General features: G+C 61.5%; 19 protein-coding genes. 11 read left to right on the top strand and 8 right to left on the bottom strand.

What is annotated here, in order from left to right:
- Positions 1 to 18 precede the first annotated feature (18 nt).
- Positions 19 to 1152 carry an ornithine/lysine decarboxylase gene (gene odc2 / locus ACU8HS_RS12160; protein WP_112703761.1) on the bottom strand — a complete coding sequence of 378 codons (1134 nt, stop codon included), beginning with the start codon at positions 1150 to 1152 and terminating at the stop codon, positions 19 to 21.
- Between the two features lie 527 nt (positions 1153 to 1679).
- Here odc2 and ACU8HS_RS12155 point away from each other — a divergent pair.
- The 3 genes from ACU8HS_RS12155 to ACU8HS_RS12145 all read left to right on the top strand — a co-directional run bounded on the left by ACU8HS_RS12155 (position 1680) and on the right by ACU8HS_RS12145 (position 4378).
- On the top strand, positions 1680 to 2573 hold the full coding sequence (locus ACU8HS_RS12155) for a LysR family transcriptional regulator (protein WP_112564106.1): 894 nt from the start codon (positions 1680 to 1682) through the stop codon (positions 2571 to 2573).
- A 99-nt stretch (positions 2574 to 2672) separates the two neighbouring features.
- Positions 2673 to 3314, top strand: a complete 642-nt coding sequence (locus ACU8HS_RS12150; RefSeq protein WP_112563634.1) for a DUF1007 family protein — start codon at positions 2673 to 2675, stop codon at positions 3312 to 3314.
- Positions 3308 to 4378: a nickel/cobalt transporter gene (locus ACU8HS_RS12145; RefSeq protein ID WP_447014469.1), complete on the top strand. Its 1071-nt coding sequence runs from the start codon at positions 3308 to 3310 to the stop codon at positions 4376 to 4378. Before ACU8HS_RS12150 ends, ACU8HS_RS12145 begins: the two co-directional genes overlap by 7 nt.
- A 2-nt stretch (positions 4379 to 4380) precedes the next feature.
- Here the strand turns inward: ACU8HS_RS12145 and ACU8HS_RS12140 are convergent, their stop codons facing one another.
- From ACU8HS_RS12140 to ACU8HS_RS12130, 3 genes are all read right to left on the bottom strand, one after another.
- Positions 4381 to 4584 (bottom strand): hypothetical protein, encoded by a 204-nt coding sequence (locus ACU8HS_RS12140; RefSeq protein ID WP_112703763.1) that lies wholly within the window; start codon positions 4582 to 4584, stop codon positions 4381 to 4383.
- Positions 4585 to 4665: 81 nt separating this feature from the next.
- The gene (locus ACU8HS_RS12135; protein WP_447014468.1) at positions 4666 to 5385 is read right to left on the bottom strand and encodes a tellurite resistance TerB family protein; all 720 of its coding nucleotides are present in this window, start codon (positions 5383 to 5385) and stop codon (positions 4666 to 4668) included.
- A gap of 128 nt (positions 5386 to 5513) precedes the next feature.
- Positions 5514 to 6152, bottom strand: a complete 639-nt coding sequence (locus ACU8HS_RS12130; protein WP_112563627.1) for a 2-dehydro-3-deoxy-phosphogluconate aldolase — start codon at positions 6150 to 6152, stop codon at positions 5514 to 5516.
- A 151-nt stretch (positions 6153 to 6303) separates the two neighbouring features.
- Between ACU8HS_RS12130 and ACU8HS_RS12125 the strand changes: the two genes are divergently transcribed.
- The 3 genes from ACU8HS_RS12125 to ACU8HS_RS12115 all read left to right on the top strand — a co-directional run bounded on the left by ACU8HS_RS12125 (position 6304) and on the right by ACU8HS_RS12115 (position 8232).
- Positions 6304 to 6792 carry a CYTH domain-containing protein gene (locus ACU8HS_RS12125; RefSeq protein WP_112563625.1) on the top strand — a complete coding sequence of 163 codons (489 nt, stop codon included), beginning with the start codon at positions 6304 to 6306 and terminating at the stop codon, positions 6790 to 6792.
- Complete coding sequence (locus tag ACU8HS_RS12120; protein ID WP_112754772.1) at positions 6770 to 7678, top strand: CHAD domain-containing protein; 909 nt, start codon at positions 6770 to 6772, stop codon at positions 7676 to 7678. The genes ACU8HS_RS12125 and ACU8HS_RS12120 overlap by 23 nt, the downstream gene beginning before the upstream one ends.
- 74 nt (positions 7679 to 7752) lie before the next feature.
- A complete protein-coding gene (locus tag ACU8HS_RS12115; RefSeq protein WP_447014467.1) occupies positions 7753 to 8232 on the top strand; it encodes a VOC family protein in 480 nt (159 codons plus the stop codon).
- Between the two features lie 6 nt (positions 8233 to 8238).
- On the opposite strand, the gene ACU8HS_RS12110 is transcribed toward ACU8HS_RS12115, so the two are convergent.
- On the bottom strand, positions 8239 to 8811 hold the full coding sequence (locus ACU8HS_RS12110) for a TetR family transcriptional regulator (protein WP_447014466.1): 573 nt from the start codon (positions 8809 to 8811) through the stop codon (positions 8239 to 8241).
- 99 nt (positions 8812 to 8910) lie between these two features.
- On the opposite strand from ACU8HS_RS12110, the gene ACU8HS_RS12105 reads away from it, so the two are divergent.
- Complete coding sequence (locus ACU8HS_RS12105; protein ID WP_447014465.1) at positions 8911 to 9753, top strand: SDR family oxidoreductase; 843 nt, start codon at positions 8911 to 8913, stop codon at positions 9751 to 9753.
- A gap of 69 nt (positions 9754 to 9822) precedes the next feature.
- Complete coding sequence (gene trhO / locus ACU8HS_RS12100; RefSeq protein ID WP_447015902.1) at positions 9823 to 10752, top strand: oxygen-dependent tRNA uridine(34) hydroxylase TrhO; 930 nt, start codon at positions 9823 to 9825, stop codon at positions 10750 to 10752.
- Positions 10753 to 10821: 69 nt separating this feature from the next.
- On the opposite strand, the gene ACU8HS_RS12095 is transcribed toward trhO, so the two are convergent.
- Positions 10822 to 13026, bottom strand: a complete 2205-nt coding sequence (locus ACU8HS_RS12095; protein ID WP_447014464.1) for a putative bifunctional diguanylate cyclase/phosphodiesterase — start codon at positions 13024 to 13026, stop codon at positions 10822 to 10824.
- Positions 13027 to 13202: 176 nt separating this feature from the next.
- Between ACU8HS_RS12095 and ACU8HS_RS12090 the strand changes: the two genes are divergently transcribed.
- On the top strand, positions 13203 to 13673 hold the full coding sequence (locus ACU8HS_RS12090; protein ID WP_112754778.1) for a MarR family winged helix-turn-helix transcriptional regulator: 471 nt from the start codon (positions 13203 to 13205) through the stop codon (positions 13671 to 13673).
- Complete coding sequence (locus tag ACU8HS_RS12085; protein WP_112755813.1) at positions 13670 to 14134, top strand: hypothetical protein; 465 nt, start codon at positions 13670 to 13672, stop codon at positions 14132 to 14134. Before ACU8HS_RS12090 ends, ACU8HS_RS12085 begins: the two co-directional genes overlap by 4 nt.
- A gap of 37 nt (positions 14135 to 14171) precedes the next feature.
- On the opposite strand, the gene ACU8HS_RS12080 is transcribed toward ACU8HS_RS12085, so the two are convergent.
- Entirely contained in the window at positions 14172 to 15545 is a 1374-nt protein-coding gene (locus ACU8HS_RS12080) for a GH1 family beta-glucosidase (RefSeq protein WP_112563613.1), read from the bottom strand.
- Positions 15546 to 15789: 244 nt separating this feature from the next.
- Between ACU8HS_RS12080 and ACU8HS_RS12075 the strand changes: the two genes are divergently transcribed.
- A complete protein-coding gene (locus tag ACU8HS_RS12075) occupies positions 15790 to 16197 on the top strand; it encodes a DoxX family protein (protein WP_112563611.1) in 408 nt (135 codons plus the stop codon).
- Between the two features lie 77 nt (positions 16198 to 16274).
- On the opposite strand, the gene ACU8HS_RS12070 is transcribed toward ACU8HS_RS12075, so the two are convergent.
- Positions 16275 to 17462, bottom strand: coding sequence for a Gfo/Idh/MocA family protein (locus tag ACU8HS_RS12070; protein WP_112563609.1), 1188 nt, complete (start codon positions 17460 to 17462; stop codon positions 16275 to 16277).
- Positions 17463 to 17489: the final 27 nt, after the last annotated feature.

Below are 17489 nucleotides of genomic sequence, written 5' to 3'. Positions count from 1 at the left end.
GCTGGCAGAAACAGGGCCTTAGATGACGTAGGCCTTCAGCGGCTCGAAGCCGTTGAAGGCGACCGCCGAGTAGGTCGTCGTGTAGGCGCCGGTGCCTTCGATCAGAACCTCGTCGCCGATCGTCAGGGAAATCGGCAGCGGATAGAGGTTCTTTTCATAAAGCACGTCGGCCGAATCGCAGGTCGGGCCGGCGATCACGCAGGGCTCCATCTCGTCGCCGTCGCGCTCTGTGCGGATCGGGTAGCGGATGGCCTCGTCCATCGTCTCGGCGAGACCGCCGAACTTGCCGATGTCGAGGAAGACCCAGCGAGCGTCGTCATTGTCCGACTTCTTGGAGATCAGCACGACTTCAGCCTTGATGACGCCTGCGTTGCCGACCATGCCGCGGCCCGGTTCGATGATCGTCTGCGGGATCTGGTTGCCGAAATGCGTGCGCAGCGCCTGGTAGATCGACTTGCCGTAAGCTTCCGCCGACGGAACGTCGCGCAGGTACTTGGTCGGGAAGCCGCCGCCCATATTGACCATCTGCAGGTGGATACCCTGCTTGGCAAGCTGGACGAAGACGCGCTTGGCATCGGCAAGAGCCGAATCCCAGGCATCGACCTTGGTCATCTGCGAGCCGACATGGAACGAGACGCCGTAGGACTGCAGGCCGAGCTGGTGAGCGTAGACGAGAACGTCGACGGCCATCTGCGGAACGCAGCCGAACTTGCGCGACAGCGGCCATTCGGCGCCTTCGCCATCGGTCAGAACGCGGCAGAAAACGCGGGCGCCCGGAGCTGCACGGGAAATCTTCTCGACTTCTTCGTGGCTGTCGACTGCGAAGAGGCTGACGCCGAGCGCATGGGCACGGGCGATATCGCGTTCCTTCTTGATCGTGTTGCCGTAGGAAATGCGGGCTGCGGTCGCACCGGCCTCAAGCGCCATTTCGATTTCTGCAACCGAAGCGCAGTCGAAATTGGAGCCGAGGCTGGCGAGCAGCTTCAGGACTTCCGGGGCCGGGTTGGCCTTGACGGCATAATAGATCGCGCTGTCCGGCATCGCGTGACGGAAAGCGTGGAAGTTATCGCGCACGACATCGAGATCCACGACGAGGCAGGGGCCGTCGGGACGGCGGGCGGCGAGAAAGTCGCGAATACGCTGGGTGGTCATGTCAATAACCCTCTTCTCAGTTCCAGGCTCCGGGCGGCCCGGAGGACAAAGGGCAAGCAACCGCCCGCAAAGGAACCAGCCGGTGGAGACCCCGGTACCTTGCAAGCGCCTGATGCGCAGATAATGAACCAACGCCACAGAATGGCATGGGCTCGGCTTTGTCTGCCTTGGATTGGTGGGAGAGTCCCGCCGCACTTCCGGCAATGAAGGTGTGCCTCTTCAGTAACCCCGGCTGATGGAAAGCCGGCAGACACCAGAAAGGCCCGCACCGTCGTTGCTTCAAGATGTCCTCGCATTTCCCGGTTGGCCGGAATAGCGACTGGAGCGGTTAGTTCCAGGTACCTTACCGATGACCTCACCTAATCGAGGGTCGGCGGACACCCACAGGCACGTGCGACTTTGGGCAGCCCGTGAAATAAGTATATTCGCCTTCACAATCAAGAGAAATTTTATGCTCCAACTCAAAAAAATAATTGAACGATGGGGAACAATTTGTTCAACCTCGTTCAACAGATTTGGGGATCGTCATGGACACCTTGACCCGCATACGCGCCTTCATCGATGTCGTTGAAGCAGAAGGCTTTTCCGCTGCGGCGCGGCGCACCGGCCGCTCCAAGGCGCTGCTGTCGAAATATGTGCGCGAACTGGAGGACGAACTCGGCGCGTTGCTGCTCAATCGCACCACCCGTCAGTTCTCCATGACCGAGGCCGGACACACCTATTATCGCACCGCCTCCGACATCCTGAAGGAGATCGACAACCTCGCCGATCTCGTGCGCGAGAACAACGCCCAGCTGAAGGGTCGCCTCAAGGTTTCGGTGCCCCGCACCTTCGTCGATGCCGATGTCGGCCAGTCGCTGATCGACTTCGCCAAGGAAAACCCGAACCTGCAGCTCGAGATCGCCGCCGACGACCGCTTCGTCGATCTGATCGAGGAAGGTTTCGACGTGGCCGTGCGCGTCACGAAGCTCGAAGATTCCGGTATGATCGCCCGCAAGATTTCGGATTTCCGCGTGCATATCTGCGCGACACCGGAATTCCTCGAGCGCTATCCGGATCTCGAACATCCGACGGATATTTCCAATGTCCCCTTCATCGTCGATACCAATTCGCGCAGCCAGGCGAGCATCCGCTTCTACAATCCCGACAGCACCTCCTTTGCCGTCGCCGTCTCCGGCCCGATCGAGGTCAACAGCCCGCACGCGACGCTGCGCGCCGCACTGTCGGGGATCGGCATTGCACTGATCCCCGATTTCATTGCCCGCAAACCGATCGAGGACGGCCGGCTGGTCACGCTGTTCAACGATTACATCCCGACCGATCGCGGCATCTATGCGGTCTACCCGCACCGGCGCTACCTGCCGGCAAAGGTCAGGATTTTCGTGGATTATCTCTCCAACTGGTTCAAGAAACACCCCTGAAGCGACCGGCCAAACGCGCCCAAGCGTCGCAGGGCCGGTCCCAATTCCGTCCCATTTTCTGGCGAGACATCACCGAACCGAACAGGGTAGCCGGCAAGCATGAAACGATCGATATTTCTGACGACCGGGCTTCTTTCGCTGGCCCCCGCCACCGCCTTCGCCCATCCCCATATATTCGTGGAAGCGCGGCTGGAGGTCGTTGCCGCACCGGATGGCAGCATCGAGGAGCTGCGCAATGTCTGGCGCTTCGACGAGGTCTTCTCCTCCTCCGTCGTCATGGATTTCGACAAGAACACCGATCTGAAGCTGGAGCCGAACGAGCTCGCCGAAGTGGGCAAGACGGTCCGCGATTCGCTTGCCGATTACGATTACTACATGAACCTGACGATCAACGGGAAGAACATCACCGTCCAGAAGCCCGACATCATTCATGTCGACTACAAGGAAGGCCAGCTGCTGATGTTCTTTGCCGTCAAGCCGGTGGAAAAGATGCCGCTGAAGGGCAAACTGACCTTCGGCGTCTATGATCCGACGCTCTATACCTCGATCGACTTCCCGACCGACAACGAGCTTGCCATGGTCGGCGACGGCTTCAAGGCCTGCAAGCACGCGGTCGTGCGCCCGGATGCGGACGAGGTGATTTCGGAAAACAAGCAGTCGCTGACCGACGCCTTCTTCAACGATCCGACCGGCACCAATATGTCGAAGCTCTTTGCCACGCGGCTGGAGGTCACATGCTGACAAGACGCCTGTCGCTCGCCCTGCTTGCGCTCGCTGCCATGGCCGTCGCCGCCCATGCGCAATCGCCGCTCGGCATCGGCACGGCGGAGCCGAGCTTCCAGCCGACGGGCGGGCCGCTGGCGCCTCTCTTCCTCTACGTGAACTATGAGCAGCAGGCGTTCTACCGTGCGCTGACCGGCGCCCTGAAGGAGATGCGCCAGGACCCGTGGCAGCTTTCTTCGCTGATCGGCCTCTCTTTCGCCTACGGTGTCTTCCACGCTGCCGGTCCCGGCCACGGCAAGGCCGTCATCTCGTCCTACATGATCGCCAACGAGGTCGAGCTTCGACGCGGAGTCGTGATCTCCTTCATCTCGGCCTTCGTGCAGGGCGTCATGGCGGTCGTTCTCGTCGGCGGTGCGTGGCTGGTGCTGCGCGGCACCGGCATCACGCTGACCATGGCGACACAGGCCATGGAAATCGCAAGTTTCGTGATGGTCATCCTCTTTGGCGGCTGGCTGCTCTTTCGCAAGCTGCGCTCAATGGCCCGCAGCCTGCCGCGCCGTCAGCTGATGGCAACGTCGGCCGGCCCGGTCGGCATGATGCTGGACTGGAAGGACAATGCGGCCGAACGCCGGAGCGCGGATTTCCGCTTCAGCGGCAAGGCGCAGGCCGTGGATCCTGGCCACACCTATGTGCCCGGCATGGTCTGCGAAACCTGCGGCAATTCCCACCTGCCCGATCCGTCACTCGTCGGCGGCGACAGGTTCAGCATGCGCGAAGCCTGGTCGGCAGTCATCGCCGTGGGCTTGCGCCCCTGTTCCGGCGCCCTGCTGGTCATGACCTTCTCACTGCTGAACGGGCTTTATCTCGGCGGCGTGCTCTCTGTCGTCGCCATGTCGCTCGGCACTGCCATCACCGTTGCGATCCTCGCCACGCTTGCCGTTACCGCCAAGGGCACGGCGGTGCGCCTCTCCGGCCGCGGTTCGCCGGCTTCGGTCTGGATCGGCAACGCAATCGAGATAGCGGGGGCACTTCTCGTGATCCTGATGGGCATCCTGCTGCTCGGTGCCTCCCTGCAGGGATAGCGTCAAGGCCTCCTGCGCTGATAGCGCGCCCGCAGCCAGAAGATGCCGAAGAAACACATCAGCAGGCAGACGCCGACGATGACCGCCAGTGTCGGCGAAAAACTGCCGATCCACAGCACGATGGTCGGCAGGAAATAGATCACCAGCCCGGCACAAATAAGGATGATGGCGGCGGCGATTGCCTGCGAACGGCTTTCCGGGCTCATGGATAGTCACTCCTCTTGTCCGGGAGTGGATAGGCCAGCCGCCCTGCAAAGGCAACCGGCCCTGGGGGCTGTCCGCCGATCCTATTGCGACAGCGTCGTCTTGGCGGAAGAAACCGTCGCTTCGATATGATCGACAAGCTGATCGGGAAGACCGAGCCGGCCTGCAAGCAGATCGAGATAACCGCGTTCGGCCCGTGAATCGGGCTCGATCGTCAGGCGCGAGGCCGTATAGAGTTCGACCTTCTGCTCCTCGGTCACGGCGGCTGCGACAAGCGCATCGATATCCGTCGGCTCCGAAAGCTCGCGCTCGATGAAGCTTGCGGCTTCGCCGCTGACATCGGCGGCCTTGACTTTGTCCATGATGAGCTTCCGTTCCGCGTCGTCGATATGGCCGTCGGCCTTGGCGGCGGCGATCATGGCGCGGATAAGGACAAGCACGAATTCGTTGCTGGTTGCCGGCGAAGCCGTTCCGAAGCCGGATTCGGCAGGCGGCGGCAGAAGCACGGGATTGTTGGCCGTCGGCGCGTCGGACGGTGCCGCCGGCGCCTGCCCGGCCTGATAATTCTTCCAGGCCTGATAGCCGAGACCTGCAATGGCCGCGAGCCCGCCGATCGTAATGGCATTGCCTGCGATGCTGCGACCGGTCTTGGTGCCGAGAAGAACGGCGGCAAGCGCGCCGGTCTTCAGCGGATTGTCCTTCGCCATCTGGATCGCATCGCCGGCCCGATCACGCACGCTGCCGCCCACGCCCGGCACCTGCGATCCCAGAAACTGGTCGAGTAGCTTCTTCGCGTCGAACATGTCCTCGTCTTCTCCCTGTTGCAGAGGCTGGAGGAGAACATAGGTTTGCGACTGCCGAAATACAAACGAGGGCGGCAAGCCACCCTCGTGCAAGACTTTAGGTTTTAAGACCCGATTGCGCGGCCCGCTCAGCCCTTCAGCGCAAAAGCTTCGGAAGCAAGCTTGGTGATGCCGGCCCAGTCACCTGCCGCAACCAGTTCCTTCGGCGCGACCCACGAGCCGCCGACGCAGACGACGTTCGGCAGCGAGAGATAGTCATTGGCATTCTTGAGCGAGATGCCGCCGGTCGGGCAGAAGAACGTACCGGCAAGCGGCGAGGACAGCGCCTTGAGATAGGCCGCACCGCCGGCCTGCTCGGCCGGAAAGAACTTGAGAACCTGGTAGCCTTCTTCGCGCAGCGCCATGACTTCGCTTGCGGTCGCAGCCCCCGGCAGCAGCGGCACCGGAGAATCGGCTGCGGCGTCCAGCAGCTCCTGGGTCGTGCCGGGGCTGACGATGAACTTGGAGCCAGCCTTTACGGCGGCTTCCCAATGGGCGGCGTTGAGGATGGTGCCGGCGCCGACTTCCGCGCCTTCCACTTCAGCGGCGACTGCACGCACAGCGTCGAGGGCAGCCGGCGTGCGCATGGTGATCTCGATCGCCTTCAGGCCGCCCGCAACGAGCGCGCGGGCAAGCGATACAGCCGACTTGGCATCATCGACGATCAGGACCGGAACGACAGGCTGGAGTTTCAGGATGGAAAGGAGTTTTTCTGTCTTCTCGCCCATGGCCACGGTTCCCTTAAACGATTGAAATCGGCTTTCGAATAACGCCCCCACGGGGGCTTGTCGAGATAAAACCGGCCCATGCGACAAGACGGGTATTAAATCCCTATAAATTGGGCTACCGTGCCGTGATCGTCACAAAAGGTTCATTCGTATGGCGAAAGAGATCGAACGGAAGTTCCTCGTACGTGGCGAAGCATGGCGCTCTGCCGCAGAGTCCAAATCGGTCCTGAAACAGGGCTACGTCGCCTCCATGGATGACCGCTCGGTGCGTATTCGTATCCTTGATGGGAAGACCGCGCGGCTGACGATGAAGATCGGCCGCGGCACGCTCACCCGCGACGAATTCGAGTATGAGATCCCCGTCGCCGACGCCGAGGAACTGCTGGAAAACGCCATCGGTATCGTCATCGAAAAGACGCGTTACCGCGTCCCCTATGAAGGTTTCGTCTGGGAAGTCGATGTCTTTGCCGGCGCCCATCGTGGCCTCGTCATCGCCGAAGTCGAAATGCAGGCCGAAACCGACAATCCTCCCCTGCCCGCCTGGCTTGGCCGCGAGGTCACCGGCGATTTCCGCTATTCCAATCAGGCGCTGGCTACAGAATTTGAGCACGACAGGCATGGGCTATCGCATACGGCCTGAGGCCGACTTTACCGACGAGTTCCGAAGCGCCGCCGAGGAGCAACTGACGCGCGCCATCACCGTTCTCGATAAGCGGCCGGAAGGCGCCCATGAGGCGATCCATGCCTTCCGCAAGAATATCAAGCGGCTGCGCTCGCTCTATCGTCTGGTGTCTCGGGAAGTGCCGGAATTCCAGAAGCGCGAAAATGCACGGCTGCGGGAAACGGCACGGTCGCTCTCCACGATCCGCGATGCCGCAGCAATCGTCGGCACTGCGTGTTACCTGCAGGAAAACGCCCGAAACCCGGAAGAGGCCGAGGCGCTCGGCCGTATCGTCGCCATTCTCGAAGCTCGGCGCGACTGGATGGCGGAGGCCGAAAGCGACCTGGAACAAAGGCTGCACGACGCTGCCGGCCGCCTGCGGGAGGCGATTGCGGCGCTCGACGACGTCGTCTTCGACAACAGCCACCGCAAGAATGCCCGCATGCTGGCAAAGAGCTGGCGCCGGACGGCATCGCGCGCCAGAGAGGCGCTCGATGCCTGCCACGAGGAGGCCGCGGCCGAAGATTTTCATGAGCTGCGCAAGCGCACTTACGATTATCGCCTCTATCACTCGCTTCTGCGCGACCTCTGGCCAAGCGCCATGAAGGCCAAGCGCGATTTCGCCAAGGATATCGTCGAACGGCTCGGCCATATAAACGATCTCTCCGTGCTCTCGGGTCTCGTGGAGGCAGAGCCGCAACTCTTCACCCGCAACGACGATCTCGCCCATCTGCTGGATGCCATCATCTTCCGCCAGCAGCAGGATCGGAGCGAGGCGCTGCGCAGCGCCGAAACGCTCTATGGCGACGATCCGGATGACGAAGCGCAGCGTCTCGAACTGCTCTGGGTCTCGATCCGCAACTGATGAATTTTATCTGTTGACCTCAACTTTGGTTGAGATCCTAGCCTTGGCCGGTCAATCAACCCGCCGAGGAAGACATGTCTGCCGACAATGCCGCAACCCCGCGGATCCAAGGGATCTACGAAACCCATCTCACCGTCGCCGATCTGAAGGTTTCCGTTCCCTTCTACCGCGATATTCTGGGCCTGGAACTCGCCGCAGAATTTCCCGACCGCCGCATCGCCTTCTTCTGGGTGAACGGCAGGGAGAACGGCATGCTCGGCCTCTGGGAAACCGGCACCGGCCCCCTGAAGATGCGCCTGCACATGGCCTTTCGCCTGTCGCGGGACGAAATGATGCGGGCGCCGGCGCTGCTGATCGACAAGGGGCTGAAACTGCACGGCTTCCACGGCGAGCCGATCACCGAACCGATCGTCATCGGCTGGGTGCCGGCGCTCTCGCTCTATTTCAACGATCCCGACGGTCATTCCATCGAATTCCTGAGCGTGCTTGACGAGAAGCCCGACGCCGCTTTCGGCATGCGCTCCCATGCGCAATGGCAGGCACGCCGACAGTAGTCCCCATCACCTGGCAGGAGGCCTGACCAGGAGCCGCACGACTTCGGATACTCTTCGGCGCAAGGCGCTCAGGTCTTCTGCCCCCTCCTGATCGAAGGATGGTCCGAAAGGATTGACGGCCGTCCAGGCCGTCGAAATCGACATGATGATTGTCAGCAGGAAAGCAGGTGGAAAACGAGCATCCACTATGCCTTGCGCCTGCGCTTCGGCAAGGGCCGCGACCTTCTTCCTGGCCGAAGTGCTGCGTTCAGCCGGGCTGCCGACCTTCCGCTCGAGCCCGAACCAGGCAAGCAGGCGCATGAGATCGGGATTTGCCATGGCAAAATCGACGATGCGCGCGGCATAATCGGGCAGGTCTTCCGGCGTGAAATGCAGTTCCTCATAGATCCGCGTAAGGTGCTTGCGCAGGATAGTCTCGAACAGCGCTTCCTTGCTCTCGAAATAGATATAGATGAGATTCTTGTTGCATCCCGCAGCTTTGGCGATGCGGTCCACGCGCGCGCCGGCAATGCCGAAATCGGAGAACTCCCGAAGGGCTGCCGCCAGTATCTTCTCCTTGCTCAGTTCCGCGTTGCGCATGCAATCCGATTCCTTTCCAGCTGCTCCAGCCCTATCACTTGACTAACCGGTTAGATAGATCTAGTTAACTGTCTAACTGGTTAGTTAGAAAGGCTCTCAATGATGGAACGTATCTGGTTTATTACCGGCATCTCCAGCGGCTTCGGTCGTCTCATGGCCGAGCGCCTGCTGTCGCGCGGCGAGCGTGTTGCGGGCACTATCCGCAAGGCCACTGCAGCCGATGACCTCAAGGCGCTCTACGGCGACCGGCTCTGGATAGCGCAATTGGACATGATCGATGTCGCGGGCATCCGCGCCGTGGTGAACAGCGCCTTTGCCGAGTTGGGGCGCATCGACATTGTGGTCAGCAATGCCGGCTACGGCCTGTTCGGGGCGGCCGAGGAACTGTCGGACACACAGATCGACCATCAGATCGCAACCAATCTGGCCGGGCCGATCCACCTCGTGCGGGCGGCCGTTCCGCATCTGCGTGCCCAGGGCGGCGGGCGCATCGTTCAGATATCCACCTATGGCGGCCTTGCGGCGATGGCTGGCGGCTCGCTCTATCATGCGAGCAAATGGGGAGCGGAGGGCTTCTTCGAAGCAATGGTGCAGGAGCTTGCCCCTTTCAACATCGGCGTAACCATTGTCGAGCCCGGCGGCGCCCGTACGGAATTCCGCTTCGGCAACGCACAGGTCGGAACGAAGATCGACGCCTATCAGGGCACGCCCGCCGGTTTGGTGCACACGATACTGCAGGATCGCTCGCGGCTGCCGATTGGCGATCCCGCCAGGATGGTGGAAATCATCATCTCCAGCGCCGACCAGTCTCCTGCACCGAAACGCATCGTGCTTGGCAGCGACTCCTATACGGCCATCATGAAAGCGCTCGGCGAGCGCCTTGCCTGCATCGAGGGGCAGAAGGAAACCGCCTTCTCGACCGATTTCCCGCCGGCCCCTTGAGGCGTCAAACGCGAGCGCCCTTGCGTAATGTTATTGCGCAAGGACGACACCTTCTGTATTTCCACGCGCATGACCGAAAACGCGATCCAGACAAGCCCCTTCCTCGTGGCAGCACTTTACCATTTCGTCTCGCTGCCGCGATACGAAAGCCTGCAGCAGCCCTTGCAGGCGCTCTGCGAGGAAAATGGCGTCAAGGGCACGCTTCTGCTTGCCCATGAAGGCATCAACGGCACGATTGCCGGTCCGGACGCCGGCATCCGCACCGTGCTCGCTTTCCTGCGCGCCCAGCCGGAGTTCGCCGCGCTCGAGCATAAGGAAAGCCGTGCTTCCAAGATGCCCTTCCTGCGCATGAAGGTGAAGCTGAAGAAGGAAATCGTCACCATGGGCGTCGAGAATATCGACCCCAACAAGGTGGTTGGCACCTATGTCGACCCCGGCGACTGGAATGCCCTGATCTCCGATCCCGATACGATCGTGATCGACACGCGCAACGACTACGAGACGGCGATCGGCACCTTCCGCGGCGCCGTTGATCCGAAGACCAAGACCTTCCGCGAGTTTCCGGACTGGGTGCGCAACAATCCCGGCCTGCACAACAAGCCGAGGATCGCCATGTATTGCACCGGCGGCATCCGTTGCGAGAAGGCGACGGCCTTCATGAAGGAACAGGGTTTCGATGAGGTCTACCACCTCAAGGGCGGCATCCTGAAATATCTGGAGGAAGTGCCGCAGGAAGAAAGCATCTGGGACGGCGCCTGCTTCGTCTTCGACGAGCGCGTTTCGGTCGAACATGGGCTGAAGGAAGGCGAGCACAAACTCTGCCATGCCTGCCGCAATCCGATCACGGCGCAAGAGGTCACTTCGCCCTATTACGAGGAGGGCGTTTCCTGCAGCAATTGTTATCATACCCGCAGCGAAGAGGACCGCCTGCGCTACCGTCAGCGCCAGCACCAGATCGCGCTTGCCAGGAAGCGTGGCCAGAAACATATCGGCACCTGACGCGGCTTCGGCAAAGGTGCGCGGCACCACGTCCGGACTTGCGTGACGACAAAGGGATTAAGCGCCGGTTCAGCCTGCGATCCGGCGCAGGACCCGGGCTTCGCGCCGCTCCTGCAACAGGTCGTTGATCTGCTCGGCCGACATCGGCTTTCCGAAGAAGTACCCTTGCAGGCAGTCGCTGCCGAAGAGCCGCAATGCGACGGCCTGCTCCTCGGTTTCGATACCCTCTGCCGTGACCGGGATATCGAGCGCACGTGCGAGCGCGACCGTCGCCTGCAGCATTTCCCGCTGCCGGTCGTCGGTGGTGATATCCGTCACCAGCGAGCGGTCGATCTTGATGCGGTCGAAGCCGAACTGGCGCAGATAGCCGATCGACGAGAAACCGGAGCCGAAGTCGTCGAGCGCCACCTTCACGCCAAGCGACTTCAGGCGCTCGATCGACTGGCGCGTGCGCTGCGGGTTCTGGATCATATAACCTTCGGTGATTTCCAGCGTGACGTGGCTCGCCTCGATCTCCGTCTGCTTCAGCACGTAGCGCACGTAATCGGTGAAAGCCGGATTGCGGAACTGGCCCGGTGAGACGTTGACCGAGATCTTCAGCTCCGGCCACTGTTTTGCCGTCTCACAGGCCTTGCGCAGCACGAAAAGGCCGAGCGATTCAATGAGCCCGCTGGTCTCGGCGATGGGGATGAAAATCTCCGGCGAAACCGGGCCGTGGCCGGGCCTGTTCCAGCGCACCAGCGCTTCGACGCCGGTCATCTCATGCGTCGCGGCATCGACAAGCGGCTGATAGGCAAGCGTGAGGTCGCCGCTTTCGATCGCCATGCGCAGATCGAGCTCCAGCGCATTGCGCTGCGCGCGATCGGTATCCATGGCCGGATCGTAGAGCGTCATGCGGGCGCGACCGGCTTCCTTCGCCTTGTACATGGCGAGATCGGCGCGGCGGACCAGTTCTTCGCGATCGATCGAGCCCAGCGGCGACATGGCAATGCCGATGCTGGCGCCGACCACGACGATACGACGGCCGACCTCAAGCGGCTCGGCAAGGAAATCGAGGATCTGCTCGGCAAGCTGCAGCGCGGCCGCATTCTCCGCCTCCGAAAGGAAAGCGATTGCGAATTCATCCCCGCCGATGCGCGCAAGCACGGCACCGTCCGGGATCAGCACGTCCAGTCCCGCCGCGACCGCGCGGATCAGCTGGTCGCCGGTGCCGTGGCCGTAGCTGTCGTTGACTTCCTTGAATCCATCGAGATCGAGATAGAGCAGCAGGACGTTCCGCTTCGTCTGCCGTGCCTGCGCCACGAAGCTGTCGACGGCAAGGCCCAGGCCATCGCGGTTGGAGAGGCCGCTGAGGCGATCGCGGAGCGTTTCCTCACGCGCGCTGTTTTCCTCCGCCTTGAGACGCCGCCCGGCAAGCCAGCCGATAATGAGCAGGACGGCAAAGAACAGGCCGACCAGACCAAGCGCCTGGATGACCATGGGCCGCACCTGCGCATAACCGATATCTCCCGGCGAGCGCGACACCCAGACAAGCTTGCCAAGAACCGTGCGAGTGGGATCTGCGATTTCGACCGAATAGGCCGAGGCGAAATCCGCAGGCACGAGCCGCAACCCGTTCAGCACGTAGGTGGCGCCGAGAGCGGAAATTTTCGCATCATCGAGATGCCTGGCGAAAATTAGGTAGCGATGCTGACCGGCAGGCACGTCCAGCGCACCGGACTTCTCGCGCACGAGCGCGATGCCGACGGCGGCAATGCCCCTTTCGGTCCTGATGAAACCCGTCGCCTGCGGCTTGTCGCCGGCGTCGGGCGCACGAGCCCTGTCCAAAAGCTGCCAGAGAGCAGGCGCAAAGAAATCGCCCACCGGCTTCTGCATGGGCAGACCATCCTGATAGGCCATGACGGTCTTCTTCTCGTCATCGACGACGATTGCCGTATCGAAGAGAGGGCTGTTGACGGACATTTCTCCGTAATTGCTGATCGTCCATGCCATGCCGTCTGCCCGGTAGACATTGGCGGCCGCGTCGTCCCAGGCGGCATAGTCGTCGAGCGTGGCGGCAAGCTGATCCTCGAAGGTCTTGAGTGCGCCGACAGTGGTCTCGCGCGAGCGCTCGTCGTCGAGCACGTTGGCATTTTCAGACACGCGCTCCAGCGCCGTCAAAACCATGATGGTGACGACAGCAACAATGACTGCGAAGGAAAAAAGCACGCCAGTAACTGTGGTATGGCGGCCCAATCCCGACCCGTTGCTTTTAGACCTCAAGACTGCCGGCAATTCATACAACTCCCCGTTCAGGAAATCTTCGCAGCCAAGGGTCAAAAAACGCTTAAAATCATGACAACTATCAAGAATCCGGCTCAGATTACTTGACGATCTCACGCCCCTCAAGATTGACAACTATTTTCCATAATGGTAACTAGTTTCCATAATGGAAACGGAGATCGGGAATCTTGAAGCGCACGATCGAAGCCGATTTGCTGACGGACATCATGCTGATGGTCTTCCGCATCAACGGACGGCTGCTGGATGGCGGCGACCGGCTGGGCGCACCGCTGAACCTCACCAGCGCCCGATGGCAGGTGCTCGGAGCGATTTCGCTATCTTCCGGTCCTGTCACCGTACCCGGAATTGCCGAGATGATGGGCATGACCCGTCAGGGCGCCCAAAAACAGGTGAACAAGCTCGAGGAGGACGGCTTCATCGAAAAGCGGGCCAACCCGCGCCATCAGCGATCGCCTTTCTACGTGCTGACAGCGCAAGGCGCCGAGAGCTACCGGCGGATAACCGCGCTTCACACCGGCTGGGCCAACACACTTGCAGATGGACTGGACGCACAAGAACTGCGGGCAGCGCTCGATCTTCTGAACAGGTTCGACGAACGGCTGGCGCAGGACGCCGCACAAGACGAGGAACTGCTATGAAAACGATCGTTCACGCCGGCGCAGGCACTCTTGCCATGATCCTGATTGCCGGTTTTCTGGCCGCAACGCTGATCTCGGAACTTCTTCTGGAGGAGGCCGCTATTGTCACCGTCAAGAAAACGATCCTGACCGGCCTCTGTCTGCTGATCCCGGCACTGGCAATCACCGGCGGCAGCGGCTTTTCGCTTGCCCGCGATCGTCATTCGCCTTCTATCGAACGCAAGCGTCGACGCATGAAGCTCATCGCCGCAAACGGGCTGCTGATCCTGCTGCCGCTGGCAATTCTGCTATACCTGCGGGCGGCGGCCGGTCTTTTCGACAGTCTTTTTTATGCCTTGCAGGCGCTGGAAGTGCTGGCCGGCTGCGCCCAGCTTTCGCTGCTTGTCCTCAATTTCCGCGACGGGCGGAAAATGACACGGGGAAAACGTCTCGCTGCGGCCCGGAAGCTGAATTCGATCTGAAACGGCAGGGCACGAATGCCCTGCCGAATACGGTGGCTCAGGCGGCCTTGTGATTGCCCTTCGGAAACTGGCTGGCGAGCTCGCGATACCACTTCCCGCTCTTCTTGACGGTGCGCACCTGCGTTTCGTAATCGACATGCACGAGGCCGAAGCGCATGCGATAGCCTTCCGCCCATTCGAAATTGTCCATCAGGCTCCAGGCAAAATAGCCGCGCATCGGATAACCGTCCTTGATGAGGTCGGCAACGACGTTGAGATGGTCGCTGACATAGTCGAGGCGCATGACGTCATCGACCTCGCCGTTGACGACGCCGGTATTGTCGCAGGCGCCGTTCTCGGTGATGTAGCATTCCGGCAGGTCGTAACGGCGATAGAGATCTTCGACGAGCAGCTTGAGGCCCGGCGAATAGACTTCCCAGCCGATATCGGTCTTCACGTCGCTGGCCGGAGGCGCTTCCACCGTCCAGGGGAAATCGCCCTTGCGGCTTGCATCGTCGGCGACACGTTCCGGCTTGTAGTAGTTGAGGCCCCACCAGTCGAGCTTCTGGCTGATGATCTTGAGATCGCCCTCCTCGATGACTGGCATGCGATCGCCAAGCGCCTCGACGAATTCCTTCGGGTACTCGCCCTTGAAGACCGGGTCGAAGAAGGCGCCGTTATGGAACTGGTGCGCCCGCTCGCCGGCGGCAAGATCGGCGGCGCTATCGGAGCCCGGAATGATCGACGAGGCGTTGAGCACCAGACCGACAGGCACATTGGGCGCTTCCGAACGGATCGCCTCGACGCCGAGACCGTGCGCCAGGTTCATGTAGTGCATGGCGTGAAGGGCAGCCTGCATGTTGCGCTCGCCCGGCGCATGGATGCCGTAGAGGTGGCTGAGCCACACGATGCACCAGGGCTCGTTGAAGGTGGCGACGCTGTCGAGACGATCGCCGAGGCGGTTCATCACCGTCTTGGCATAACGCTGATAGGCGTAAGCCGTCGAGCGCGCCGTCCAGCCGCCGTCGCCGGCGAGCAGCAGCGGCAGGTCCCAGTGATAGAGCGTCGCGAAGGTCTTGATGCCGCGCGCCTTGCAGCCGTCGACGAGCCGGTCGTAGAAGTCGAGGCCGGCTTCGTTCACGGGACCCGTGCCGTCGGGAATGATGCGCGGCCAGGCGATCGAGAAGCGATAGGCATCAACGCCCATCTCCTTGATGAGGTCGAGATCCTGCTCCAGCCGGTTATAGTGGTCGCACGCCACGTCACCGTTGTCGCGATTGTAGACGCGGCCAGGCATGTTGCAGAAGGCGTCCCAGATGGACGGCTTGCGGCCATCGGCCTTGCTGGCGCCTTCGATCTGGAAGGCGGCGGTGGCGACGCCGAAGGTGAAATCGCCGGGGAAGCGCTCGGCAAGCGTTTTCGGATCGATCATCTGTAAATCCCATCTCTCAGCATGTGGACTGACCGTTTGCGCGGGGTTTAGCCAAGCCCGCGCTCAAAGTACAGGCCGGCCAACCCAAAAACTGCAACGTTGCAGGAAGAAACCTTGGAAAGCGGCAAGCCTGCCACATGCGGCTGCCTGCCCGATCTCGTAACGCCAATGTCAGCAGTCGTGATTTGCGGTCACAACGTCGATCCTTACACCGGAAAGAGCATCACAATATGAAAGGAACCGAATGCTCTCTTCGATCCATTTGCTGCAGCCGCATTTCCTGAGCCTGCTGCGCATCGTCTCGTCCCTCGTGCTTTTCAGCTACGGAACGCAGAAGATCCTGCATTTCCCGGCAGCAGCCAGCGTACCGCCCGTCGGCTCGCTGCCCTGGGTCGCCGGCCTTCTTGAGCTCACGCTCGGCTTCCTGGTTCTCATCGGTTTCCAGACCCGCCTCGCAGCTTTCGTGCTTTCGGGCCTGATGGCCTTCGCCTATTTCATCGGCCATGCGTCGAAGAGCCTCTACCCGGCGCAGAATGGCGGCGTTGCCGCAATCTTGTTCTGTTTCGTCTTCCTCTATATCTTTGCCGCCGGCGCAGGCCCGTTCAGCCTCGATAACCTGCTGAAGCGCGGCCGCACACCGGCCGCAGCCTGATCGCCGCAAATGAAAACGCCGGGGCGATATCGACCACCCCGGCGTTTCAGGCAATGGATGCCTCTCGGCGCGGAAACTCAGACCTTGACCCAGGCGCCGTTGCGCTTGGACGAGGCGACGCAAGCCTCGACGAAAGCCACGCCCTTCACACCGTCGTCGACGGTCGGGTAGACCACGGCCTTGTCAACCGCCTTGCCCTTCTTGTGGGCGTTGATGGCGTGTGCGGCTTCCGTATAGATCGTCGCAAAAGCTTCCAGATAGCCTTCCGGATGACCGGACGGGATGCGCGAAACGCGGGCCGCGGCCGCGCCGGAGCCGGCGCCGTTGCGGGTAATCAGCCGCTTCGGCTCGCCGAACGGCGTGTACCAGAGATAGTTCGGATCGGCCTGGACCCATTCGATACCGCCCTTGGTGCCATAGATGCGCACCTTGAGGCCGTTCTCGTGGCCGGGCGCTACCTGGCTGCACCAGAGCATGCCCTTGGCCGGCTTTTCCGAACCCTTGGCCTTGAAGCGCAGCATCACATGGGCGTTGTCGTCAAGACGACGGCCCGGCACGAAACTGTCGAGATCGGCAGCAAGGCTGTCGAGTTCGAGGCCGGTGATGAACGAAGCCAGGTTATAGGCATGCGTGCCGATATCGCCGGTCGAACCGCCGACACCCGACTGGGCCGGGTCGGTGCGCCATGCCGCCTGCTTCTGGCCGGACTGTTCGATCGCTTCCGTCAGCCAGTCCTGCGGATATTCGGCCTGGACGATGCGGATATCGCCGAGTTCGCCGTTGGCGACCATTTCGCGCGCCTGACGAACCATCGGATAGCCGGTGTAGTTGTGCGTCAGGATGAACAGCGCGCCGCTCTCGTCGGCAACCTTCTTCAGCTTCTTGGCGTCGGCGAGGTTGGAGGTCAGCGGCTTGTCGCAGATGACATGGATGCCGCGGCGCAGGAATTCCTTGGCCGCGTCATAATGCACATGGTTCGGCGTGACGATGGAAACGGCTTCGATACCGTTCTTCAGCTTGGCTTCGCGGATCGCCATTTCCCGGTAGCTGGAATAGGTGCGCGACGGATCAAGGCCGAGATCGCGACCGGACTGAACGGCCTTTTCCGGCGTGGACGACAGCGCGCCGGCGATCAGGTCATACTGGTCGTCGATACGCGCCGCGATGCGGTGGACGGCGCCGATGAAGGCCCCTGCCCCGCCGCCCACCATGCCGAGCCGGATGCGCGGCTCGCGGGTCTGTTCGGATGATGCTTCGATTGCCATAGTATACTCCTCGATTCTCGAAACCGG

The organism is Rhizobium sp. KDH_Rht_773_N, assembly GCF_052946295.1.
This window is presented reverse-complemented; position numbering and strand designations above follow the sequence as displayed.